The organism is Bradyrhizobium sp. AZCC 2230 (genome assembly GCF_036924495.1).
Lineage (GTDB): Bacteria > Pseudomonadota > Alphaproteobacteria > Rhizobiales > Xanthobacteraceae > Bradyrhizobium > Bradyrhizobium rifense.
On the sequence record NZ_JAZHRS010000001.1, the window covers coordinates 4,468,929 to 4,491,663 of the forward strand.

The 22,735-nt window shown below is 62.0% G+C and carries 20 protein-coding genes and 1 pseudogene; 4 read left to right on the forward strand and 17 right to left on the reverse strand.

Annotation, left to right across the window (positions count from 1 at the left end; all coding sequences use genetic code 11):
* Positions 1 to 88 precede the first annotated feature (88 nt).
* Positions 89 to 463 (forward strand): SDR family NAD(P)-dependent oxidoreductase, encoded by a 375-nt coding sequence (locus V1280_RS21375; protein WP_334528413.1) that lies wholly within the window; start codon positions 89 to 91, stop codon positions 461 to 463.
* Positions 464 to 672: 209 nt separating this feature from the next.
* On the opposite strand, the gene V1280_RS21380 is transcribed toward V1280_RS21375, so the two are convergent.
* The 14 genes from V1280_RS21380 to V1280_RS21445 all read right to left on the reverse strand — a co-directional run bounded on the left by V1280_RS21380 (position 673) and on the right by V1280_RS21445 (position 16,785).
* The gene (locus V1280_RS21380; RefSeq protein ID WP_334528416.1) at positions 673 to 1,620 is read right to left on the reverse strand and encodes an NmrA family NAD(P)-binding protein; all 948 of its coding nucleotides are present in this window, start codon (positions 1,618 to 1,620) and stop codon (positions 673 to 675) included.
* A 65-nt stretch (positions 1,621 to 1,685) separates the two neighbouring features.
* A complete protein-coding gene (locus V1280_RS21385) occupies positions 1,686 to 2,858 on the reverse strand; it encodes an ABC transporter substrate-binding protein (protein WP_334528419.1) in 1,173 nt (390 codons plus the stop codon).
* Positions 2,859 to 2,911: 53 nt separating this feature from the next.
* On the reverse strand, positions 2,912 to 4,006 hold the full coding sequence (locus tag V1280_RS21390) for an alcohol dehydrogenase catalytic domain-containing protein (RefSeq protein ID WP_334528422.1): 1,095 nt from the start codon (positions 4,004 to 4,006) through the stop codon (positions 2,912 to 2,914).
* Positions 4,003 to 5,454 carry an aldehyde dehydrogenase family protein gene (locus V1280_RS21395; RefSeq protein ID WP_334528425.1) on the reverse strand — a complete coding sequence of 484 codons (1,452 nt, stop codon included), beginning with the start codon at positions 5,452 to 5,454 and terminating at the stop codon, positions 4,003 to 4,005. The genes V1280_RS21390 and V1280_RS21395 overlap by 4 nt, the downstream gene beginning before the upstream one ends.
* 21 nt (positions 5,455 to 5,475) lie before the next feature.
* Complete coding sequence (locus V1280_RS21400) at positions 5,476 to 6,729, reverse strand: cytochrome P450 family protein (RefSeq protein ID WP_334528428.1); 1,254 nt, start codon at positions 6,727 to 6,729, stop codon at positions 5,476 to 5,478.
* Positions 6,726 to 7,517: an ABC transporter ATP-binding protein gene (locus tag V1280_RS21405; protein ID WP_334528430.1), complete on the reverse strand. Its 792-nt coding sequence runs from the start codon at positions 7,515 to 7,517 to the stop codon at positions 6,726 to 6,728. The genes V1280_RS21400 and V1280_RS21405 overlap by 4 nt, the downstream gene beginning before the upstream one ends.
* The gene (locus V1280_RS21410; protein WP_148771047.1) at positions 7,507 to 8,262 is read right to left on the reverse strand and encodes an ABC transporter ATP-binding protein; all 756 of its coding nucleotides are present in this window, start codon (positions 8,260 to 8,262) and stop codon (positions 7,507 to 7,509) included. Before V1280_RS21410 ends, V1280_RS21405 begins: the two co-directional genes overlap by 11 nt.
* Complete coding sequence (locus tag V1280_RS21415) at positions 8,259 to 9,263, reverse strand: branched-chain amino acid ABC transporter permease (protein ID WP_334528433.1); 1,005 nt, start codon at positions 9,261 to 9,263, stop codon at positions 8,259 to 8,261. The genes V1280_RS21410 and V1280_RS21415 overlap by 4 nt, the downstream gene beginning before the upstream one ends.
* Positions 9,260 to 10,126: a branched-chain amino acid ABC transporter permease gene (locus V1280_RS21420; protein WP_334538376.1), complete on the reverse strand. Its 867-nt coding sequence runs from the start codon at positions 10,124 to 10,126 to the stop codon at positions 9,260 to 9,262. The genes V1280_RS21415 and V1280_RS21420 overlap by 4 nt, the downstream gene beginning before the upstream one ends.
* Before the next feature lie 2 nt (positions 10,127 to 10,128).
* The gene (locus V1280_RS21425) at positions 10,129 to 11,376 is read right to left on the reverse strand and encodes an FAD-dependent monooxygenase (RefSeq protein WP_334528436.1); all 1,248 of its coding nucleotides are present in this window, start codon (positions 11,374 to 11,376) and stop codon (positions 10,129 to 10,131) included.
* Entirely contained in the window at positions 11,373 to 11,870 is a 498-nt protein-coding gene (locus tag V1280_RS21430; RefSeq protein ID WP_334528439.1) for a PaaI family thioesterase, read from the reverse strand. Before V1280_RS21430 ends, V1280_RS21425 begins: the two co-directional genes overlap by 4 nt.
* Complete coding sequence (locus tag V1280_RS21435) at positions 11,860 to 13,986, reverse strand: 3-hydroxyacyl-CoA dehydrogenase NAD-binding domain-containing protein (protein ID WP_334528442.1); 2,127 nt, start codon at positions 13,984 to 13,986, stop codon at positions 11,860 to 11,862. The genes V1280_RS21430 and V1280_RS21435 overlap by 11 nt, the downstream gene beginning before the upstream one ends.
* Positions 13,987 to 13,997: 11 nt before the next feature.
* The gene (locus V1280_RS21440) at positions 13,998 to 15,236 is read right to left on the reverse strand and encodes an acetyl-CoA C-acetyltransferase (RefSeq protein WP_334528445.1); all 1,239 of its coding nucleotides are present in this window, start codon (positions 15,234 to 15,236) and stop codon (positions 13,998 to 14,000) included.
* Entirely contained in the window at positions 15,226 to 16,785 is a 1,560-nt protein-coding gene (locus V1280_RS21445) for an AMP-binding protein (RefSeq protein WP_334528448.1), read from the reverse strand. The genes V1280_RS21440 and V1280_RS21445 overlap by 11 nt, the downstream gene beginning before the upstream one ends.
* Before the next feature lie 371 nt (positions 16,786 to 17,156).
* Here V1280_RS21445 and V1280_RS21450 point away from each other — a divergent pair, with 371 nt between their 5' ends.
* Complete coding sequence (locus V1280_RS21450; protein ID WP_334528450.1) at positions 17,157 to 17,888, forward strand: TetR/AcrR family transcriptional regulator; 732 nt, start codon at positions 17,157 to 17,159, stop codon at positions 17,886 to 17,888.
* Positions 17,889 to 17,925: 37 nt separating this feature from the next.
* On the opposite strand, the gene V1280_RS21455 is transcribed toward V1280_RS21450, so the two are convergent.
* Positions 17,926 to 18,432 (reverse strand): Rrf2 family transcriptional regulator, encoded by a 507-nt coding sequence (locus V1280_RS21455; protein ID WP_334528452.1) that lies wholly within the window; start codon positions 18,430 to 18,432, stop codon positions 17,926 to 17,928.
* A 50-nt stretch (positions 18,433 to 18,482) separates the two neighbouring features.
* Between V1280_RS21455 and V1280_RS21460 the strand changes: the two genes are divergently transcribed.
* The gene (locus V1280_RS21460; protein WP_334528454.1) at positions 18,483 to 19,697 is read left to right on the forward strand and encodes an NADH:flavin oxidoreductase; all 1,215 of its coding nucleotides are present in this window, start codon (positions 18,483 to 18,485) and stop codon (positions 19,695 to 19,697) included.
* Positions 19,698 to 19,728: 31 nt separating this feature from the next.
* Complete coding sequence (locus V1280_RS21465; RefSeq protein WP_334528456.1) at positions 19,729 to 20,499, forward strand: SDR family NAD(P)-dependent oxidoreductase; 771 nt, start codon at positions 19,729 to 19,731, stop codon at positions 20,497 to 20,499.
* Positions 20,500 to 21,015: 516 nt separating this feature from the next.
* Here the strand turns inward: V1280_RS21465 and V1280_RS21470 are convergent.
* Both V1280_RS21470 and V1280_RS21475 read right to left on the reverse strand, forming a co-directional pair.
* Positions 21,016 to 21,310: pseudogene (locus V1280_RS21470) on the reverse strand (ABC transporter substrate-binding protein); the annotation flags it as partial.
* Positions 21,311 to 21,647: 337 nt separating this feature from the next.
* Positions 21,648 to 22,649, reverse strand: a complete 1,002-nt coding sequence (locus tag V1280_RS21475) for an ornithine cyclodeaminase family protein (RefSeq protein WP_334528459.1) — start codon at positions 22,647 to 22,649, stop codon at positions 21,648 to 21,650.
* Between the last annotated feature and the right edge of the window lie 86 nt (positions 22,650 to 22,735).

Consider the following 22,735-nt stretch of genomic DNA (forward strand, 5'->3'; position numbering starts at 1 on the left):
CCAATTTCGAAAGGCTTGCTTACTTTAGCTGTCACAAGATTCGGCGACGCTTCGCGATCCGGGCTGTCTTGCTGAAGGCGAGCGACTGATGACGCACCGCTATGAAGCCGAAGACGCCATGAGCCCGCTCGCCTGGGCCAATGCAACGGTCGCGCGGTGGGGCGGCGTCGATGCCATCGTCAATGCAGCCGGAATCAACACCAGAGTTCGCGTCTCCGACGAAGGCGAGAGCGAACTGCATGACATGCGGCGCGTGAACGTCAAGGGTCCCTTGCGCCTCGTCAGACCCGTTCTGCCTCATCTGGCCGTCTACGGTCATGGACGGGTCGTCAATCTGGGATTCCTCTCCGGAAAGCGCGTGGGCAGCAATGTCGGCTATGCCATGACCAAGTTCGCCATGGTCGCGCTCACCCACGGCATCGCCGCGAGGGACGCGCGGCCGGCATTCGGCAAGCCAGCTTAGGCACGCGCAGCAAACGGTCGTTGCCGTAGATGCTGATCTGCCGACGCTGGGGTGCTACCATCTACCGCAAGAATGCGCACAAAATCGTAGTTTAGAGTGCAAAATCGCAGGCTTGGTAGCGGAAGACCGCTACCGCCTTTCCCCACACGACGCAAATCTGCGATATTTCCTCCGATCGTCCGCCTAAACTCGGAAGCTTGTCGAGCAACCTAGTATATCAACGCCCGATGTTCCTGGAAGAATGCGCGCAGGGCCATAGGCTTCCGTTGCAGGATCCGCTCTGCCACATCGTTGAGCGATTGAAATGCACAATTTTCGGCCTCGTACTTGAAGAAGTCCCAAAGGTACTCTGCGACTCCCTTCCTGTTGTAACGCCTCTCCCAGATCCCGGTAAACTCTCGCAAGAACGTCTCCTTTGATCCGTCATGAGAGATCCGCTCGAGCAAAACATCGCTCAGGATTGCCGCGACGGCATCTGACGTGAGCAAATCATGACCGTTGTTGATGGTCAGAAACTGGTGCAGGTACCGACGATCGGGAGACAGCAATATGCGGGCCGCAATCTCCCCGACCTCCCGCGGATCGATGTATGGGATATAGCGTTGCGGCCACACCAGGGACTTGGTCCGCCGGGTAATTTCCGCAATCCTGATGAAATTATCCATGTAGGATGCCCCGATATTGAGATACGTGATCGGGAGTCCGCTCGCGCCCAACACCTCGCGCGCGATGAAATGTTGCGTCGCCGTGCCACTCCCGAACTCACGCAGCCTCTGCGGAATTCGGTCGATCGTCTGTTCCGGCTCGTGCCCGACGATCCGAACGATATGTACCGCTGAAGCGACCACTTTGATTGAAGCGACGAGATTGGTCATCGCAACCTGTTCGTCCAGGTAGGTTGGCGTGACGATGAATATCCCTTCCGCATCCCGGAGAGCATCGTCCAGCGATGCCCGGTCGAAGTAGTCAGCGCGACATACCAGCGCATCCGGAAATTCCTGCCCGAGGTTCTTCGTCGTTGCGGGATTGCTGGAGATGAGCCTCAGCTTCACGTGCGGAGCTTTGAAATGTAAAAACTTCGCAAGCGGCTTTCCGATGTGCGCATTGGCCCCGAAGACGGCGATCGTACCCGGGATTGGCTTGGTATCGAAGTTCATGGCTACCCTTTCCGCTGTGTGGCGACGGACATCACGTCGACGGTCGCAGCCAACGATTCATGTGATCAACGCGCCTCGGTCGCCGGCACGTTGGGGACACTGCTGAACTCGATATTCTCCAGCCGTCCGTTTCGTCGTTCGACGCGCCTGATGTAGATGGTCTGTACGATGTCTCTCGATCCATCGATCTCGATCGGGCCGCGCGGGCTGTCGAGTTTGAGGCCTTTCAGAAGCTCGACGGTTTTTTCCGCATCCAGCCGGCCATTCTGGGCCTCGGCAAGCCTGTAGATCGCGGCCATCGTGTCATAGGCGGCCACGGCGGCAAAACTGACGCGCTGCTTTCCTCCGGTCGAGGCTTCAAAATCGCGAACAAACGCCTTGTTCAACTCGCTCTCGTGCGCGGCGGAGTAATGCGAGGCCGTGACCATCCCGAGCGCGGCGTCCCCGAGCGCATCGATCGACACCTCATCGGTCTCACCGGTTCCGATGATCTTGACTCCTGAAGCCGAAAGGCCGGTCTCGTTGAACGCCTTCAGGAACAGAACCGGCAAATCGCCGCCGCCGGACGGCAGGAACACGAAAACAGCATCCGGCTTGGCTTCCTTGATGCGCTGGAGATAGGAACCGAAATCCGGATTGTTGAGCGGGACGCGGACCGATCCGACGATCTGGCCACCGGCCCGCTTGAATTCAGTCTGGAACGCCTTCTCGCCGTCCAGGCCCGGGCTGTAGTCGGCCACCAGCGAATAGACCGATTTGATGCCGCTGCTTGCGGCCCAGGACGCCAGCGGCACAGCCTGCTGAGGCACGCTAAAGGAAAACCGCGCGCCATAAGGCGCCTTCGGCAGAAAAGCGCTCGAGCCGGCATTCATGCTGAAGACCGGAATTTTGGCTTCGGTGGAAACTGCGGCGATGGCTATTGCGTTTGGCGTGAAGTCGATGCCGGTCAGAATGTCGACCTTCTCCCGCGTGACCAGTTCTCCGGCGAGCCGGCGCGCAACATCGGGAGCAGGACCCGTCGTATCCCGCCGGACGATCTCGACCTTGCGTCCGGCCACAACGTCGCCGTGGCGCTTCATGAACAAGTTGATGGCGGCATCGACCTGAGCACCCGCGAGCGCAAACGGCCCGGAAAAGCAGTAGACCAGGCCGATACGCAACGGCGCCTGCTCTGCGATCGCAGCGGATTGCAGCAATATGCTCGCCAAGACGATCGCAATCGCGAAGCTCTTGATCATGGATGTCCTCCCTCAAGGAACGGTTCAGGTTCAATCGGTGCGTTATTGTCGTTTCATATTGACAGCACGGTGCGCACACCTTTGCCGGCGCGCAGCTCCGACATCGCGACATTGATTTCGGACAGCGGCCGTATGGCCGTCACCAGGGCCGCCAGATCGAGCCGCCCGGCAGAGCACAGCGTGAGGTACTTCGGAAGATCGCGCTGCGAATGACAATTGCCGAGAAAGGATCCCACGATGGATTTCTGGCGCATCACGAGGTCCATCGACGACATGCCGAGAGATTGCGGCTCACCGGTCACGCCGATCAGAACGACCTTGCCCCCTGCCCTCAGCATGCCGGATGCAAGCTGCGTCGTCTGCGTGGAAGACACGGTATCAAAGACGTAGTCGCATCCGATCCGCCCGGTTGCGGCCAGGACGCGCGTCATCAGATCGGCGTCGGCGGAATCGAGCGCGAGGGTCGCTCCCAACGCGACGGCCCGGTCCCGACGTTCGGCCACAGGATCCAGTCCGATGATCGTCGCGGCTCCGGAAAGCACCAGTCCCTGGATCACGGCCAAGCCTACACCGCCCAGTCCAATGACCGCGGCCGTCGCCCCCGGTTCGGTTTTCGCGACGTTCGTCACCGAGCCGATCCCGGTTTGAATGGCACATCCGACCACGGCCGCGGCATCGAGCGGCACCGCGTCCGGGACCAGCGCCACACCGGACGCCTCGACCAGCGCATATTCGGCGAACGCGCCAAGACGAAAACCGCGCGTGATCGGCTTGCCCTCGTGCCAAGCCCGCGGTTCGCCGCTACCGGGCGGTCCGGCCGTTTCTGCGCAGAGAACTGGTTCGTTGCGGACGCACCAGTAGCAATGTCCGCACGGAGGCCGCATCGAGAGCACGACGCGGGCGCCTTCCGCAAGTCCGGTCACGCCCGGACCCAACGCTGCGATCGTTCCCGACGCTTCATGTCCGAGGATCGCGGGCGTCGGAAACGGCAACGTACCATCGATGATGCTGAGGTCGGAATGACAAACGCCGCAATAGCGAATGCGAACGAGAACCTCGCCGGGACGCGGATCGTCGATCTCGATCCCCTCGACGATGTCCAGCGCCCGGCCAGGTTGGGTGAATACCGCCGCCCGCATCGGTCTCATGCCTTCGCCCCCGCCGGGTGTTCGACCCGCATCACCCTTCGGATGCTGAATTCGTCAATTCCCCAATCGCCGAGTTCGTAGCCGAAGCCGCTGGCCTTGATCCCGCCGAATGGAATCTCCGGGTCGGGCGGAATGGCGTGGCTGTTGACGTAAAGACTCCCGGCCTCGAGTCGCGCAGCGACATCGATGGCGCGCTGCGGATCGTTCGACCACACTGATCCGCCGAGCCCGAATTCGGAGGCATTGGCTTGTGCAATGGCTCCCTCCGTCTCCGTGAACGGAAGCACGGGCAGAACCGGCCCGAACTGCTCCTCGACCACAAGACGCGCGTCCGCGGCAAGCCCCGTGACGATCGCGGGGCGCAGGAAATATCCGGGGAGATCTGGCAGCGCGTCGCCATCGTCGCACACGTTCGCGCCAGCGGCTCTGGCCTCGTCCACCAGCCCCCGGATACGGTCGAATTGCATGCGGTTGTTGACAGGGCCCATTTGCGTGGTTGCGGCCGCGCCAGCACCGACCCTCGTTTCCCGCGCCAGCCTCCGGAGATTTTCGACGAGCTGCGGATAGACCCGCTGATGCACATACAGCCGCTTCACCGCGGCGCAGAGTTGACCGGCATTGGTGAAAGCGCTGGCAAACAGACGGGGCGCGACGAGATCGGGATCGGCGTCCTCCAGAACGATCGCGGCATCGTTGCCGCCGAGTTCCAGCGTCAGACGCTTCAGCGTCGACGCCGCCGATTGCATGACGCGGCGCCCCGTTGTGGTCGATCCGGTGAAGGATATTTTTGCGATTCCGGGATGAGCGACCAATGCCTCGCCGATATCGCCTTCACCGGTTATTGTGTTCAGCACGCCCGCGGGCAACGCGCCACTGAACAGCTCGGCCAGCCTCAGCGTCGTCAGCGGGGTCGTCGGCGCCGGTTTGATGATGACGGTGTTGCCGCTCCACATGGCCGGGCCGAGCTTCATGAACAGGATCGTCATAGGAAAATTCCAGGGGACAATCAGTCCAACCACCCCGACCGGCGCACGCAGCACGGTGACACGATCCGCATTGGTATCGCGGATGATCTCAGGTCGCGTCGTCCGCGCGGCATAGTGCCGGCAAATCCGGCTGGCGATCCTGACTTCTCCGGCAGCCGACACCACAGGCTTGCCTTGTTCGAGGCTCAGCAGCCGGGCCAGTTCATCGACATGCCGGTCGAGAATATCCGCACATGCGGCGAGTGCCTCGCGGCGCAGTGCCTCGTCGCGCGACCATTGACCTTTCAATGCCATCGTTGCAGAGGTCACGGCATCGTCGAGGTCGAAAGCCGTCGACAGTGGCGCACGCCCGACGATTTCGAGCGTCGCCGGGTTGAAAACCGAATAGGCAGAGGAACCGCGGACGTATTTTCCTCCACTGATGTTGTGAAGGTCCCGCATCTGCGATTCATTGTTGGACATGACCGGCATCGTTACATTCCCTCAACGGCCGAACCGCACGGGCAACCGCGCCGGTGCGCGGATGACCGTCCTGGCCCAGGGGATATCCTCCGGCGAACAGGCAAGGCGCATCCCGGGATGGGCTTTCAGGGCGCGTGTGATGGCGGTTTGCGCTTCGAGCCGGGCCAGATGCAATCCGAGGCAGAAGTGAGCGCCATAGCCAAAGGCGAGATTCTGCGACGGCTTGCGGGTGATGTCGAAACGATCGGGATCCGGAAACCGCACCGCATCGCGATTGCACCCCGCAATCAGCACCTGAACGAAACTTCCGCGCGGAATCGTGAGGCCTCCGATTTCGACCTCTTCCGCGGTGGCGCGCATGGTCGTCCTGTGCACCGGGCCGTCGTAGCGCAAGACCTCTTCGATCGCCTGCTTGATCAAGTCCGGCTGACCGGCGAGCTGCGTCATCTGCTCCGGATGCCGCATGAGTTGGAGCAACGCGTTGCCGATCAATCCGACCGTGGTTTCATGCCCGGCGATCAGCATCAGATACGACATGCTGACGAGTTCGTCCTCGGTGAGCGCATCATTGGTAAGGCGTGTGGCGATCATCGCCGACAGGACATCGGGCTGGGCATCCGGCGCCGCGCCGTCATCCACCAGCTTTCGTTTCGCGGCGATCAGGTCGCCAAGATATTGCATCAGAAGATTGAGGCTCTGCTGCTGATCCGCGTGACCCGGCGACATCGCCTTCGTCGCCCAGTCACGAAAGTTCGATCGGCTGTCGTCCGGGACGCCGAGCAGTTCGCAGATCATGGTGATGCCGATCGGATAGGCGAATTCACCGATCATGTCGGCTTCTTCGCGCCCGACGAGTCGCGACAGGAGGTCGTCGACCAGGGCTTCGACGCGCAGGCGGAGCAACTCGATGCGACGGGGCGAAAACGCCATGTTGACCAGGTTGCGCAACCGCGTGTGGTCCGGCGGGTCCGTGTTCAGGAGATTGCCTGATTTGGCCCCGGAGATCGGAAAGCCCGAGCCTGGCCCGGACAGCCCGCTCTTCTTGAGCGCTTCCTGCATGTTGATCGAGCTCTTCGAAAAGCGGGCGTCACGCAGCACGGCGATCGCAGTGTCCCATTGGGTAATGCCGTACACTTCCACGCCGAGATGGGTCCGCAGCCGCACGACGGGGCCCATTGCGGCGAGCTCGGCATAGAGCGGATGCGGATTGAGCATCGCCTCGAAGTTCGGAACGTCGATCAGTTCACCGTCCACTTGCAGGCTCACCTGGTTCATGATTGTCCTCCCACTGTGATGCCATCGGGCTCTCGGCGTACTTCGCCACCGGATCGTTGACCTTGAAGATTCGACCCGCTCCGGAGTCCGATCAGATCGTCGAGCAACCGGGCATTGTTGAGCAGGTCATTGCTGGGGCCGGAGTACGCCACCCTGCCCCGATCGAGAACGAGCGCGGCCTCCGTCAGCCGCAAGGCAAACTTCACGCGCTGCTCGACGAGAATGATGGCCTGCCCTTCCTCCTCGACGAGGCGACGGATGCAATCGCCGACCTCCTTCACGACGATCGGCGCCAGCCCTTCCAAGGGCTCATCCAGCAAGAGCAGCGTGGGATTGGTCATCAGGGCCCGCGCAATGGCGAGCATCTGCTGTTCGCCGCCGGAGAGCTGTCCGCCCAGATTGCGCTGACGTTCCTTGAGCCGCGGAAACAGGCCGTAGACACGATCGAGCGTCCAGGCGCCCTTGCGGTCCGCGATCGCCAGATGCTCGGCGACCGTCAGGCTCGGAAACATCAGCCGTTCCTGCGGCACCCACCCCAACCCCTGCCAGACGCGCGCATACGGCGTCGTTCCGCTGATATCGCGGTAATTGAAGCGGATGACGCCGCTGCGCTGGCGCGCATGCCCGAGCAGCGTACGGAACAAGGTCGACTTTCCGACGCCGTTGCGACCCAACAATGCCAGCGACGAGCCGGCTGCGAGCGAAAAGCCGATGTCCTCAATGATGATGGAATCGCCGTAGCCGGCGCAAAGCGATTCGATATGGAGAAGAACCTGCTTACTCGTCATCTTCGTCGCCCAAATAGACCCGACGCACATCGGGATCGGAGGCGATCTCGGCCGGCACGCCCTCTCGAAACGACTCGCCGGCGACAAGAACGGTGATCTTCTCCGCGAAGCGAAACACGAGCTCCATGTCGTGCTCGATGAACAGCACCGCGACATCCCTCGGCAGATTTTCGATCGCGGAGAACAGCGCCTCGCTATCCTGCGCCGGGACGCCGGCCGCCGGTTCGTCCAGCAGCAGAACCTTGGGGCGCGCTGCGAGAGCCAGCACGATCTCGGTCAAGCGTTGCTGACCATATGCCAACTCGCCCATCTGGCGGTCCGCAACTCCGGTCAATCCAAAACGCCCGAGAAAGTCCCAGGCTTCCTCCGCCTGGGGCTTGCAGCCCGACAACAGGCGGGATGGATTGCGCAACAGGCGTTCGCGTCGGCAGACCGCAAGGACCACGGCCTCGAACGCGGTGAGGCGCGGGAAAATGGTCGACACTTGAAACGTCCGCGACAGGCCTTTCCAGACCCGCTCCGCCGCCGGCAACCTGGTGATGTCCTCGCCGTTGAGCCAGACCCTGCCGCTTGACGGCTTCAGCACGCCCGTCAGCAAATTGACCAGCGTGCTTTTACCCGCGCCGTTCGGGCCGATCAGCGCGTGTCGCGCACCGGCCTCGATGCGGAGATCGAGATTGTTGGTCACGCGAAGCGCGCCGAAGCTCTTGCACAGCCCTTGGGTGAAAAGCACGGGATCGGTCATGCCGCCTCCCATCGCCGCACGGCCCGCGCCTGAAGGCGTTGCGACAGGCCGACCAGGCCGTCATTGGCGAACAGCACCACCATGACGATGATGAGCCCGAGCCAGAAGTACCAGTAGACCGGATCCAGTGCGGACAGGACATCCCGTGCGACGAGATACACGGCAGCCCCGACAAGCGCGCCGTAAAGCGTTCCGACGCCACCCAGGACGAGCATGATGAGGACCCCTGCCGAACGCTCGAAGCTGAGGACCTCCAGCGCGACAAAGGAGGTTGTCTGGGTCAGCAGCGCGCCGGCGAGGCCGGCAATGGCCGATGACAGGGTGAATATGGCGATCACCATCAACCGTGGCGATATGCCGAGCGCGACCGCTCTGCGTTCGTTTTCGCGCATCGCCTCGAGCGCCAGACCGACCGGGGAATGCACCAGCCGGCGAACGAGCAGAAAAACGATGAAAGTGACGCACAGGCCGTACCAGAACGCCGTATGGCCCGAGAGGCCGAACCTGAAGACACCGAACAGGGGCCACAGAGCAATATCCGAGAGCCCGTCGTCGCCGCCGGTCAGACCCGACCATCGATTGGCAAATTCGCGCAACAGCAGACCGAGCGTCAGCGTCACCATGAGAAAGGCGGTTGTCCTGAGCCGGCTCAGAAAGAGACTGCACACCAGGCCGAAAACACCGGCAACAATCCCCGACAGCAGCAACCCCGAGATCGGCTCACCCCAGCCCATCTGCCCCAGAAGTCCCGCCGTGTAGGCACCGAGGCCGAAGAACGCCGCGTGTCCCAGCGATGGCATGCCGCCAAAGCCGAGCAACAGGTCGAGCGACAAGGCAAAAAGACCAGCGATCAGAATTTGACTGATCAGCACCAGATAACCGGGGAATAGGAAATAGCTGGCGACCACGAACGACCAGAAGACGATCTCGGTGGTGCGCCAGCGGCTGCGCTCGGCAAGCAGCCTGACCGGTTCGAGCGATTTGAGGGCGACCATCGTCATGTCGCCGATCTCCCGAACAGCCCTTGTGGATGCCAGAACAGGATCACCGCGGCGAAGGCGAAGATGGTGAAAGCGCCCGCCTCCGGCACATAATACTTGCTGAAGACGTCGCAGATCCCGAGCAACAGCGCTGCGATCAGCGTTCCCCAGATCGATCCGGAGCCGCCGACCGTCACGACGATGAGAATGAACACGAGATAGCGGAGCGGAAAGGACGGATCGAGCCCCAACAAATTGACGCTCAGCGCACCGCCGGTGCCGGCAATGCCGCATCCCACGGCGAACACGACCGTGAACAGGCGATCGACGTTGATACCGCAACTCATCGCCATCTGCCGGTTGTCGACGGCAGCCCGAACCTGCGCGCCGAGATTCGATCGCTCGAACACCAGCGCCAGCAGGCCCGTCATTGCGCCCCCCACCAGAAGGAGGAACAGGCGGTATGAACTGACCTCGAACAGGCCGAGGGTCACGCGCGCGTTCAGATAGGCCGGCATCTGAAGGGGTTGCTGTCCCGCGCCCCACAGATAGGTCGCGATCGCAACCGATATGAACACCAGCCCGATGGTCAGGAGAACCTGATTGAGTTCACCGGCGGAATATAACCGGCGAAACAGCAGACGCTCAAACCCGGCTCCCACGAGCGCGCAGACGACGAACGCTACGGGAATCGTCGCCAGAAACGGCCAGCCGAAGCCCTTCATCAGCACGACGACGAGGTAGCCGCCGAACATCACGATCGAACCATGCGCCAGATTGGTGAAACCCATCAGGCCCATCGTGATCGACAATCCGCATGCGATCAGGAACAGCACGATGCCGTAGGCGACACCGTTGAAAAGCAGCTCGAGGACACTTGCGATCATCATGTCCAGAGGTCCATTCGCTTCGGTGTGACATCCCCGGCGGCCGGGCCGACCTGCTCCTGCATGGCGTCGTAGGCAAAGATCATGCTGCGCGCCGGGCTGACCGCGGCCACGTCGCGACCGCCGGCGTGTGCGGCCATCCGGCCGTCTCGCGCCTGTTGTTCTGGCCCGTCATGCAGATGGAAGGTCTGGGCATTGCGCCGCGCAAGCGCCTGGATTTCGGATGCGCGCGGCTTACGGATGGCCTCGTAGCGCTTCAATGCATCCTCGACACTGAGGTCCGGCACAGAGCCGAGACAGGCTGCCAGCACAGCGCCGTCTTCGATCGCCTGGGCTGCGCCCTGCGCCATGTAAGGAAGCATCGGATGGCAGGCATCGCCGAGCAACGTCACGCGCCCCAGCGTCCATGACGGAAGCGGATCGCGATCGAACAAGGCCCATTTGTAGATATCGTCGACGGCACGCAGGATTGCGTGAAGCTGCGGATGCCAGCCCTCGTAATACTGCAGCGCTTCAGCCACATCGCCGCGATCGTTCCAGGATTCGCGTTGCCAGGCCGCCTGCTCGACCACCGCGACGAAGTTCAGGCAGCGCCCATCCGACACGAAATAGTGGACGAAGTGGCCGCCGGGGCCCATCCAGTTGGTGGATTTCCGCTCGATACCGAGATCTGCGATGCGTTCGACCGGAACGACGCCGCGATAGGCGACATTGCCGGAGAACCTGGGTTGTTCTGCGCCGAACAGCTCGCGCCGGACCGCGGAATGAATCCCGTCCGCCCCGACCACCACGTCGGCCTCGACTGTAGAACCACCCTCGAACATCACCTCGACGCGATCATCGTGCTGCACGAGGCCGATACATCGCCGTCCCATATGCAAACAGTGCTGCGGGATCGCGCCGCTGATGATGTTGAGCAGATCTGCGCGGTGAACATGATAATAGGGTGCACCGAAGTCGCGCTCCATTGCCGGACCAAGCTGCTCCCGGGACAGGATACGGCCATCATCCCAGCGCCGGGCTTCGGTCATCGAGGGCCTGACGGCAATCGCCTCGAGCTGCTGAGCCAGGCCATAGACGTTGAGCAGCCGGCTCGCATTTGGCGAAATCTGGATGCCGGCGCCAACCTCGCCCTTCACCGGCACCTGCTCGTAGACATCGACAATGCAGCCGGCACGCTGCAACGCCAGCGCTGCCGAGCACCCACCGATGCCCCCTCCGATCACCGCAACACGTAGACTGCTCATATCCCGCTCCGGGTCTGCATCGAGGGCGGTTGACGGTCAATTTCGTGTCGCGCGGCGGTGTCAGGGATAGCGAATGTCCCGTTGGCGACGGCAGCGACCTGCGTGTCCTCGGCGCCGCGCAGTTCCGCATGGACAAAGGCGAGCGAACGTCCCGCACGGCGCACCCGCGCCTGGCATAAGACATCACTCGACTTGATTGCGCGCATGAACGACATCGCGATATCCACCGTCGCGACAGGGCGGAAGCCGCCGAAATGGGTAGCCAGCGCCAGCACCATCGTTGTGTCGGCCATGGCCGTCATAGCCTGACCGGATACAATGCCGCCGATACGCGAGAGCCTGGCATCCGCGGGCAGACGCATCGTGATTCCGTCACTGCCGATGTCGTCGACCGAAAGGTTGAGATCCTGAACCCAGGGCGCGAACGCATCCGCCAGAATGGCCGAGAGATCAGCCTTTGTGAGGCCGGTCGCCGCCGTGTTGTCAGAGGTCATGGAAGCGCTCCTTGCTGCCGGCCATGGCAAGCAGGCGAGACGGCGGAACGAACCTGTCGCCGCACGTTTCCGCCAGAGCTTCGCATTCCTTTGCGAACGGCCCGGCCCCGATGCCGTCGACATACGACAGCACTCCGCCGTGATGAGCCGGGAACGCCCAGCCGAGCACCGAGCCGAGATCGGCATCGGATGCATTCGCGATGATGCCGTCCTCCATCGCGCGTATGGTTTCGATCGCCTGGATATGCAAAAGGCGGCGCTGAATTTCCTGCACGTCCGATCCTGTCTTTTTCGCCGGGTATTCCGCGGACAGGCCAGACCAGACGACACGGCTGCCGTCGGAGCCGTAATCATAGATTCCCGCCGATGCCTTGCGGCCCGGTCGTCCCAGCCGACCGCTGAGACGATTGAGCACTTCGAGCGAGCGTGCGTGGTGATCCAACTCCCGGTCCGGACCAGCGACGCTGCCGAGAATGTCATAGAGCAGGTCGAGCGAGGTCTGGTCGGCCATCGCCAACGGCCCGATCGGCATGCCTGCGGCCAGTGCAGCATTGTCCACGACCTGCGGGGGCACGCCCTCGGACAGCAGAAGCAGAGCCTCGCGCGTGTAGGATGCCACCACACGGCTGGTGAAAAATCCGCGGCCATCGCGAACGATGATGGGGGTTTTTCCCATGAGCCTGGCAACGTCGAGCGCGCGCGCCAGCGTTGCATCAGTGGTTTGCGGGCCACGGATGACCTCAAGCAGCGGCATCCTATCGACAGGTGCGAAGAAGTGCATGCCGATCAAATTGCCGGGACTTGACGAGGCGCCTGCGAGATTGGAGATCGGCAGCGTTGACGTGTTGGTGGCGATCAGCGCATCGGCCGGAAGCACCGCAGCCGCCCGGCTGATCACATCACGCTTGACGGATTCGATTTCGACGACCGCCTCGAACACGGAATCGCAACCTACCAGACCGGCAACATCCGTCGTGGTTCCGATCAACGACATCAGCTGGTCGAGCTTGGCCTGTGACAACGCGCCGCGCTCGACCGCCTTGAGTCCGTTCCGGTGCAGTTGATCGCGCGCTTTCCCGAGCCGCTCTTCGGAAACATCCACCAGCGTCACCGCGACGCCGGCTCGCGCCAGGCAATAGGCGATGCCGTTGCCCATCAGGCCGGCGCCGATCACGCCCGCCCGGACGGGTTCGAACTTCGCGACATCCTTGGGACGCGCCTTGAGATTGCGCGCGGCGTTGGCCGCATAATACTGCGTGCGGATCTTGTTCTTGGCCGAGCGTGACGATGCCACGGCAGCGAAATGCGTGGCTTCGATCCGCAGTCCGGCATCGATGCCGCGCTCGAGCCCATGATGCAGGACCTGGAGGATCGCGCCAGGTGCCGCATCCGCCACCAATGTCTTGCGGCGCAGTGCGGGCCAGGCCGCGGAGAAGAAGTTGCGGCCTTCCGGCGACTGCGGATGAAAGCCGGGAAGCGCGTAGTGCTTTCGATCCCACGGCTGGACCGCCTCCGGCGCCGACGCGATCCAGCGCCGCGCCGCATCCATGAGCGCCGTCCGATCGACGAGTTCATCGATCAGGCCGATCTTGAGCGCCTCGTGGACATCGACCGGACGCCCCTCCATCAGTAGCGGCATCGCGCGTGCGATCCCGATCAGGCGGGGCAACCGCTGCGTTCCGCCCGCTCCGGGGATCAGGCCGAGCGTGACCTCCGGAAATGCAAGCCGCAGCGTCGGATCGTCAACCGCGATGCGACGGTGGCAAGCCAGGGCAACTTCCAGTCCGCCACCCATCGCGGCGCCGTTCAGAGCGGCGACGAAAGGCTTGCCGCTGGTCTCAATGCGGCGAAGGCACCGCCCGATCTCACTGACCAGGGCCGCCGCTTCGGCTGGAGTTTGCGCCTGCCGAAGTTCGTCGAGATCACCGCCGGATATAAAATCCCTCTTCGCCGACGTGATGATCACGCCCTTGACCGAGGCATTCCCGATCGCTTCCGCAACAGCAGCAACAAAGGCCGCGATCGCTGCGCGGTTCTTGATGTTCACCGGAGAATTCGGCGCATCCCAGGTGATGACGGAGATGCCGGTCTCTGGCTCGAAAGCTGTCTGAATCATCGCCTGGTCTTTCACATCCGCTCGATCAGAGTTGCGACGCCCATGCCAAGGCCCGTGCACATCGTCGCGATGCCGAACTGCTTGTCTTGACGGTGGAGCTCATCTGCCAGCGTGCCGATCAGGATCGATCCCGTCGCTCCGATAGGGTGGCCGAGCGCGATGGCGCCGCCGACCGGATTCACCTGGCCGTGCGCGGCGCCCGTCGCCTCCATGAAATAGAGCACGACCGACGCGAAGGCCTCGTTGACCTCGAACAGATCGACGTCCGCGAAGGTGAGGCCGGCACGATCGAGGCAGCGCTGGCTCGCTTCCGCCGGTGCCGTCAGCATGATGCAGGGGTCGATGCCGATCTGAGACATGGCGCGAATGCGGGCGCGCGGTTTCAGGCCGAGTTTTTCCCCGGCGGCAGCGGATCCGATCAGCATGGCGGCGGCGCCGTCGGCGATGCCGGAGGAGTTGCCGGCGTGGTGAACATAATCGAGGCGATCGACCTCCGGATAGCGATGCTTGACGGTGGTCTCGAAGCCCGCCTTTCCAAATCCAGCAAACGACGGACGCAGCTGCGCCAGCCGCTCGACAGTCGTGTCCGGCCGGATCAGTTCGTCATGCGTCAAGGCGATGTCGCCGTTCTGGTCGGCGACAGGCACGATCGAACGATCGAACCAGCCGCTCGAGCTCGCAACATGCGCGCGACGATGCGACTCGGCGGCGAATGCATCGACGTCGGCGCGCGAATAGCCGTGAAGGGTTGCGATCAGATCGGCCGATACGCCCTGCGGCGTCAGCCAGGACGCGTCGTTGAAGAAGATGTCGCTGGCCATCGGGCCACCGGTCCCCAGCATCGGCACCAGCGACATCATTTCGATGCCGCCGGCGATGACCAGATCGACCTGCCCTGCCAGTACTTTCGCCGCGGCGATATTGACCGCTTCCAGACCGGAGCCGCAGAATCGCGCAACCGTCGTTCCCGGGACTCTCTCACTGAAGCCAGCGGCGAGCACCGCTGAGCGCGCGATATTGGCGCCTTGGTCATGGACACCTTCGGCACAGCCGAGAATGACGTCCTCGAGCTGCGAAGTATCGAGGCCGTTTCGGCTCTCCAGCGCGCGCAAGGTCGCCGCCATCAGATGCAGCGGCGACAGATGATGCAGCGCACCGTCTTTCTTGCCTTTGCCGCGGGGGGTCCGGACGGCATCGAAAATAATGGCCTCCGTGCCGCGATGCGCACGGACGTCCAATTTAGCCGGCATAGCTTGCTGCCTCCTCGCGCAATTTGGCTTTGTCGACCTTGCCGAGGCTGCTGAGCGGCAGCGGCTCAGCCCGAATGTCCCAGCTTTTCGGGCATTTGTAGCCGGCGATCAGATCGCGACAGCGCGCCTCGAGGTCGCGTTGCAGCTCGGCACTCTCGACATCGGACCGGCGCACGACCACGGCGTGAACCCGTTCGCCCCAGCGCTGGTCCGAAAGCCCGATCACGGCGCACGCGGTCACCGACGGATGCGCCGCGATGACGTTCTCGACTTCAGCCGAATAGATATTTTCGCCACCCGATATGATCATGTCCTTGAGCCGTTCGACGATGGTCACGAAGCCGTCCGCGTCCATCACCCCGACGTCGCCGCTGTGAAGCCAGCCACCTCGCAACGCGCGCGAGGTCGCGTCGGGATCGTTCCAATAGCCACGCATGGTCTGGAGCCCCCGGATGGCCACCTCGCCCGCCTCGCCGCGCGGACGCTCAGTGCCGTCGGGCGCGACGATCCTGATCTCGGCGAATGGCATCGCCTGACCGACGGATCGCAGCCGGCTTGCGTCAACGCCCCTCACGTGGAATTCTGGCGGCAGCGACGCGCACGCGCCGCAGGTCTCCGTCATTCCGTAGAATTGTCGAAATTTCGCGTTTGGCAGCCGTGAGAGCAGCCGATCCAGCAATGGCGCCGGGATCGGCGCGCCGCCATAGGCCACCGTTCGTACCGCAGCCAGTGCAGCCGCCACATCGCGCGACTCGCCTTCGGCGACATCAAGCAAGGTCGCGAGCATGGTCGGAACAAGATTGATTTCCGTCACGCCGTCCTGGCGGATTTTCCGCAAGCAGGCGCCGGCCTCAAACTGCGCAAGAAAACTGTGAGCTGCCGCAGCGAACGTGACGGCGTGACCGATGCCGCAATCCGCCAGATGAAACAGCGGTGTGGCGTGCAAATAGACACTGTCCGAGCGTAGCTCCAGCGAGCTCTGCATCGCGGCAGCCTGGCTGAGAAAATTCAACTGCGAGAGAACGACACCCTTGGGACGCCCGGTGGTTCCACCGGTAAAATAGATGCCGGCTGTGTCATCCGCCCTACTCTCCGACCGATCCTCGATTGCCTTCTGGGCCGCGAGCCAGTCATAGGACGAGTCGCCACGCGCTTCCGGGCCGGAGAACCAGATGACACGCCGCAACGCCGGTACGCTGTCTGCGACATCACGGACAACACGCTCGAATTGCGGGTCGGCGACAATCGTGCAGGCAGAAGCGGCACCGACAATATAGGAGATCTCGTTTGAGGAGAGCCGGTAGTTCACCGGAACGAGAACGCCACCCGCCCATAGAACCGCGTATTGCAGTTCCAGAAAACTCGCATGGTTGACGGCGAGAATTGCGACTCGCTCACCGGGCTGCAATCCGAGGGCAGCGAGCCCTCCCGCAACGCGGGAAACGCGATCGGCAAACGCACTCCATGACGTGCGGACGGCGCCGTCAACCACCGCGGGGCCCCGCGCGTTGATCTGGGCGGCGCGCCGAACGGTCGAGGTCAGCGACATGCAAGCCTCGCCGAAGCCGGAACGGACATCGCCCGCGCCGCATGCCGTTGGCGGGTACGCGTCTTCCAGCAAGGAAGGCGACTGGGCGACTTTGCCGTCGATGGCTGCATCACGTCTCCTCTGAATGGTCTCTTGATTTTGGCCATGGCTAACATGCCTCTTCCGGAAGTGAAAGTGAAATCATCTTCACTTTTGTGAATTTTTGCGGTTCACTGCCCCCAACGCGGCGCTGCCATCGCAACCGCAACCCGAACCAGCGCGCCAAGTCACCCTGTGCCGGAAGCCATGACAATGAGGGAAGTATTTTGGATGAGCGACAAAATATGGCACAAGCTCGCCATCCCGTTTTCATCAGATCAGGACAGTTCGCGGTGAAGCCAGCCATCAAGGAAGCAGCAGGGGCTTTAAAAAAGACTCGCCTGCCCCGGCAAAGCGAACTGCCGCTGGCGAAGACCGCGCAGCCCATTGGGGCCGGGTCGCGGGCCAGCAACGACGTGCCCGCGAAGAAGGGCGACCGCACCAGACTTCAAATCAAGGCCGCCGCGCGTGTGATCTTTGCCAGGGATGGCTTCCTGAATTCGACGATTGCCGAAATCATGAAAGAAGCGCAGCGGTCGATCGGCGTATTCTATCGCTACTACAAGTCAAAGGACGAGTTGCTGCTGGAACTCACCGAGGAATTTCGACAGAAGCTGCTTCAACAGATCCATCTGCCGCTGCGACCGAATCAGGATCCAATCGAAAACTTCGAGGAAAAGCTTGGCATCTTCTGGCAGCTCTATATGGAAGACTGGCCGATCGTAAATTCGGCACTCCAGATGTCGATGGTCGATGAAGCCTTCGCGAAACGCTGGCATGATCTCCGCCAACAAGGCATCGGCGCCATCGCGCACATTATCGGCAAAGCCAGGAAGCTCGGCTACTGCCCGACGATCGACCCACATTACGCGGCATCCGCTTTGTGTTCGATGCTGGAATTCACCTGCTACAACTGGACATCTCGCTGGGGAGATTTTGCCGGCGCGAAGATGAGCAAAACCGCCGCCATACAGACGTTGAAACAGATCGCCTCCCATTCCATCGCATGGCGCTCGCCCGCCTGATGCGGAGCGTCGCCTTCGGGTCGGAGCGCCGAGACGGCTATTCGGCGGCGTTCGCCGTTTTCCTCACTTGCTTCATTCGGCTGGCGTCGAGACGCAGAAGCTCGGCAAGACTATCGGCGATGTTTCGACGGCCGAGAGCGTCTAACATGGCAGTCTCAGCGTCGGTGGCGACCTCCGCAAAAAACTCACTGATATTAGCGCTGATCCTGCATCGAGGCGCGACATCCTCCCGGCCGACGAGGAGCCTCTTGTCCTCCATCACTGCAAGATAAAGGTCCCGCAATGTGATCTGCTCGGCCGCCCGGCCGAGGTGAAGACCGCCGCCCTTGCCGATCGCCGCCACGAGCATGCCCTCGCGAGTCAACGGGATAAGCAATTTGCGAATGAAGCTCGCGTTTGTGCCAAGCCCCTCCGCCAAAGTCCGACTCGTGCACCGAAAGCCATCTTGATCCGCGAGCGCTACGCTCAGCACCATCTGGAGAGCGGTCGAAAAACGTAGATCTATCATTAGCTTACCTCGCCACAACCACGCAAGCGCACACATTCCTGTGATAATGTATCTGACATGCTTGCATTTTGAGTTTTAAATGTATCATGTATCGATGCATTTTAGAAGGGTGGGTCTCTCAGACCCGCGCCCTCCAGGAGCACAGCGTGTCCGCCGTCCAAACGAGTCTCTCCGACCCTCTCGACATCCTGTTTAAGCCCACCCGGATCGGTGGTCTCGAACTGCGCAACCGCATCGCAATGGCCCCGATGACCCGCGCCATGTCGCCCGGAGGCGTGCCGGGTGAGAATGTCGCCCGCTACTATCGGCGGCGAGCCGAGGGCGGCGTCGGCCTCATCATTACTGAAGGCACGTTCATTCCTCACGCCAGCGCGGGACACGATGAAAACGCCCCCCGCATCTACGGCGATGACGCTCTCGACGGATGGCGGCGGGTGGTTGAGCACGTGCACGACGCCGGAGCGCGGATCTTCGCACAGCTCTGGCACGTCGGGCTGGTGCGCAAGCCGCAGGTCGACGGGGTGGGGCGTCTCTATGACGGTGGTCCCGGCGGCGACGACTGCTTCAGCCCTTCCGGCATCATCGGAGGGAACGGTCTGCCTCTCGAACGGGTCGGGCGGCCGGCAACCCCTGACGACATTCGCGGCGCGATCGAGGCCTACGGCGCAGCAGCGCGCACCGCAAAGGCGTTGGGCTTTGACGGCGTCGAAATTCACGGCGCGCATGGCTACCTCATCGATCAGTTTCTCTGGGATCAAACCAACCTGCGCGAGGACGCGTATGGCGGCGACATCGGCCGCCGAACCCGCTTCGCGGCTGAGGTCATTCAGGAGATCCGCGCGAATGTCGGGCCGGACTTCCCGGTGGTGCTGCGGCTGTCGACCTGGAAGCAACAGGATTATGGCGCGCGGCTCGCGGCCAGCCCGGGCGAATGGGCTGCCATCGTTCGCCCCCTCGCAAGCGCCGGTGTCGACGCATTCCATCTGTCGCAGCGTCGATATTGGGAAGGTGAGTTCGGCACGGAGGCAAATCTCGCGACCTGGACGAAGCGGCTGACGGGAAAGCCGACGATCACCGTCGGCTCGATCACGCTCAACAACTCGATGGCCGAGATGATGCGTGGCGAGGGCAGCTTGCCCGAAAACAATCTCGTCCCGCTGCTCGCAGGGCTGGAACGCGGAGACTTCGACCTTGTGGCGGTGGGAAGAGCGCTGATCGCCAACCCCGATTGGCCGCACCGTGTCCGAAACGGCACGCCTTTGATCCCTTACAGCCTCAGCATGCTTCAGACCCTCGTCTGACGTCCTTCTCTCGTCCCGCAGGAAAACCATCATGTCCAGTCAAGACTCAAGACCCAACATCATTCTCGTGACCGGTGGCGGCCGTGGTCTCGGCCGCAACACGGCGATATCAGCTGCAAGAACCGGCTTCGACGTCGTCATCACGTATCATAGCAACGGAGATGCAGCGGCCGAGGTCGCGAGCCAGATTGAAGGGCTCGGCCGCAAGGCGGTCGCTTTGCGATTGGACACCACTGACGTTGGCTCTTTCGACGCCTTCGCCGCCGCTTTGCGCCGCGAGCTCGCTCAGCTCGGACACGAGAACATCCACGCTCTCGTCAACAATGCGGGCATCGGGTTGGATGCTCCCTTCGCGACGACGTCGGAAGAGCTCTTTGATCGCCTTGTCAACGTCCACTTCAAGGGCGTGTTCTTCCTGACGCAAAAGCTCCTGCCGATCATCGCCGATGGCGGCCGCATCGTGAACTTGTCGAGCGGCCTTGCGCGGGTCGCTCTGCCGGGCTTTGCCGTCTATGGGGCTCTGAAGGGTGCGATCGAGGTACTCACGCGCTATCTCGCGAAGGAGCTTGGGGACCGCAGAATCGCCGTGAATGTCGTCGCGCCCGGCGGAATCGAAACAGATTTCGGCGGAGGGGCGCTGCGCGACATCCCTGAGGTGAATGCTTTCATCGCATCGCAGACAGCGCTGGGGCGCGCCGGGGTGCCCGACGATATCGGGCCTGTAATCGCGGCGCTGCTGTCACCCTCCCATCGTTGGATCAACGCTCAGCGTATCGAAGTGTCCGGGGGATGGGTGCTCTGAACCTCAGCGTGGTGCTTGCCTGATGGCTATTGCAAGAGATTTGCCTGCTTCCAGCAACACCGCGCACCGGCTGCGAAGCGCACATCAAATCCAGACCTGGGAAGTCGTAACACCATTGGACCGTAAATTGCCGGCTTACCCAGTGGGGCCGCATGACCCAAACAGGTCTCTTTGGCAACCTTCACTCTGGAATGGAGATCACGCCCAGCGACTCCTGCTGCTCCAGCCGCCGCTGTTGAGTGACATCTTCCGTAGAAGTACGGGGCAAAGTCCCGATGAATCCGGGCTGACCCTCGTTGTTGGGCGGCAAATCTCATGTAATCTGAATGAGTTCTCTGCGACCCATCGGACCCCATGCCCGCTGCCACCGACCGTCTTCTCGCCGCCGTCGAAGCGATCTACGACACAGCACCCAACCCGTCACTCTGGCCATCCGCGCTTGACAAGATCGCCGGCTGCTTCGACGACGTCGGCGCGCTCCTCCAATGGCAAAAGGAGGATGCGACGTTCGGAGTCAATGACCTGTTCGGGGCTGATCTGCCCAAAGGTCGAAGGAATGATATCGCTGCCGGTATTATGACCGCCGGCGAGTTCGACATATTTGCCGAAATTCTCCGCGCCGAAAGACAGGCAGCAATTCTGCGAGTAGCCGCCGATCCGCTCGACGAACACATTCGGACGTTTCGGTTGTTTGGCGGCAGGGACGTCGGCAACCGCAGCCATGGCTTGGCGGCGAAACGCGATGATCTCCTCCGCACGAGTCTCGCGCCCCCATGATCCTGCCCAGAAGCCGAATCGTCGGCTCGGTGCTGGGCACGCATAGCGACGCAAAATCCTCTTCGGCTTAAGTAGGTCGTCATTTACCCGCTCCGTTGCTGCTACAAAATAATGCGACTGCTAACCCGCCGCTTTTGTGATCTTGCCCTTAGAATTTTTTGCTGCGGCCGACGGTAAAAAATGGATTTGCGCGCCTCGGCGGGGGAAGCTGGGGCATCGTGGCACCAGCCGAGCTGATGCTCGGCCCACATGTGTTTGAAGGCGAACAAATTCTGCCACGAGCGCAACGCTACGGGATGCTGCTCCAAAGGGCCGTTGATATGCCCGCTATCCCGCGTCCGGATCCGAGAACTTGCCTTCGATTTCCGCGGCTAAGCGTATCTCAGGCGTTGCCCGATACCAAGAAGCTCTCCCTTCTTCAGCATCGCATGCCCGAGCGCGATATCGCTCAGGGAGAGGCCGCGGTGCCATAGCAAGATGGTCTCGTTTTCGCTTTCCCGACCAGGTTTCAGCCCGGCGACAATCTGGCCGAGTTCGGCGTAGAGTGATTCTTCGGACAGCTTTCCGGCCTCAACATGCGCCCGAAGACTTCCAAACTTTCCGGACTTGCACTGGCCCCAATCGTCAACCACGAGCTTGCTCATGATATCGGTCAGAGACAGTTCGACCGCGCTCATGGTCCCATAGGGAACGACGAAGGCTCCGCTCTTAATCCAGCTCGTAAGGAGCATCGGTTCAGGTTCGACAAGGCGCGACGCTTCAACGACGATATCTGCCCCTTCGACGCAAGCCCGCCAATTTTCGGTCGCAATCACCTTTTTTCCGAGGTCTCGACTCAATCGCTCCGCAAACCCATTCCGGCTCTCCGGTCGCCTTGAATGGACGCGAATTTCATCGAAGGCGAAGAGGTGGTCCAATAGGCGGACATTCCAGTACGCGGTGCCTCGCGCCCCGATGTGCCCCAGTACCTTCGAATTCTTCCGAGCTAGATATTTGGCGCCTATTGCCGTCACAGCTCCCGTCCGCATGTCCGTTATGCCGCTCGCGTCCATGATGGCTCTCGGCACACCGTTGCGCGGGTCGAACAGCAGAAGGACTCCGAATTCCGACGGCATTCCAAACTTGTAGTTATCGACGAAGTCACCAACAATCTTCACGCCTGCGGCGTTGTTGGCGGTGCCGAGAACGCCTCGAAGAACGTTGAAATGGCCGTCAGCCAACTTTGGTTCGAGATGAACACGCGGCTCAATAACCGCCTCCCCGCGGCCTTGTCTCGCGAGACCCGACTCAATCGCGTCCAGAACCTCTTGATCGGACAGTTTCAGCGCCTCGATGTCCTGGCGATTCAGATAAGTGAGATAGATTGGATCCATGAGGCGGTCTCTTCCAATTTACAGCACAACGGAATGTGGCCGACGATCGTCTGTTGGAGTGGGTCCAGGACTATGCCCCTATTCGC

Bases quoted from the DNA above. Each gene is read 5' to 3' on its own strand.
- V1280_RS21460 (WP_334528454.1), top strand. From the start codon at position 18,483: ATGTATCGATGCATTTTAGAAGGGTGGGTCTCTCAGACCCGCGCCCTC.
- V1280_RS21425 (WP_334528436.1), bottom strand. From the start codon at position 11,376: ATGAGCAGTCTACGTGTTGCGGTGATCGGAGGGGGCATCGGTGGGTGC.
- V1280_RS21440 (WP_334528445.1), bottom strand. From the start codon at position 15,236: ATGCCGGCTAAATTGGACGTCCGTGCGCATCGCGGCACGGAGGCCATT.
- V1280_RS21435 (WP_334528442.1), bottom strand. From the start codon at position 13,986: ATGATTCAGACAGCTTTCGAGCCAGAGACCGGCATCTCCGTCATCACC.
- V1280_RS21405 (WP_334528430.1), bottom strand. From the start codon at position 7,517: ATGACGAGTAAGCAGGTTCTTCTCCATATCGAATCGCTTTGCGCCGGC.
- V1280_RS21455 (WP_334528452.1), bottom strand. From the start codon at position 18,432: ATGTGTGCGCTTGCGTGGTTGTGGCGAGGTAAGCTAATGATAGATCTA.
- V1280_RS21400 (WP_334528428.1), bottom strand. From the start codon at position 6,729: ATGAACCAGGTGAGCCTGCAAGTGGACGGTGAACTGATCGACGTTCCG.
- V1280_RS21475 (WP_334528459.1), bottom strand. From the start codon at position 22,649: ATGGATCCAATCTATCTCACTTATCTGAATCGCCAGGACATCGAGGCG.
- V1280_RS21415 (WP_334528433.1), bottom strand. From the start codon at position 9,263: ATGACGATGGTCGCCCTCAAATCGCTCGAACCGGTCAGGCTGCTTGCC.
- V1280_RS21465 (WP_334528456.1), top strand. From the start codon at position 19,729: ATGTCCAGTCAAGACTCAAGACCCAACATCATTCTCGTGACCGGTGGC.
- V1280_RS21380 (WP_334528416.1), bottom strand. From the start codon at position 1,620: ATGAACTTCGATACCAAGCCAATCCCGGGTACGATCGCCGTCTTCGGG.
- V1280_RS21410 (WP_148771047.1), bottom strand. From the start codon at position 8,262: ATGACCGATCCCGTGCTTTTCACCCAAGGGCTGTGCAAGAGCTTCGGC.
- V1280_RS21395 (WP_334528425.1), bottom strand. From the start codon at position 5,454: ATGTCCAACAATGAATCGCAGATGCGGGACCTTCACAACATCAGTGGA.
- V1280_RS21430 (WP_334528439.1), bottom strand. From the start codon at position 11,870: ATGACCTCTGACAACACGGCGGCGACCGGCCTCACAAAGGCTGATCTC.
- V1280_RS21385 (WP_334528419.1), bottom strand. From the start codon at position 2,858: ATGATCAAGAGCTTCGCGATTGCGATCGTCTTGGCGAGCATATTGCTG.
- V1280_RS21445 (WP_334528448.1), bottom strand. From the start codon at position 16,785: ATGTCGCTGACCTCGACCGTTCGGCGCGCCGCCCAGATCAACGCGCGG.
- V1280_RS21375 (WP_334528413.1), top strand. From the start codon at position 89: ATGACGCACCGCTATGAAGCCGAAGACGCCATGAGCCCGCTCGCCTGG.
- V1280_RS21390 (WP_334528422.1), bottom strand. From the start codon at position 4,006: ATGAGACCGATGCGGGCGGCGGTATTCACCCAACCTGGCCGGGCGCTG.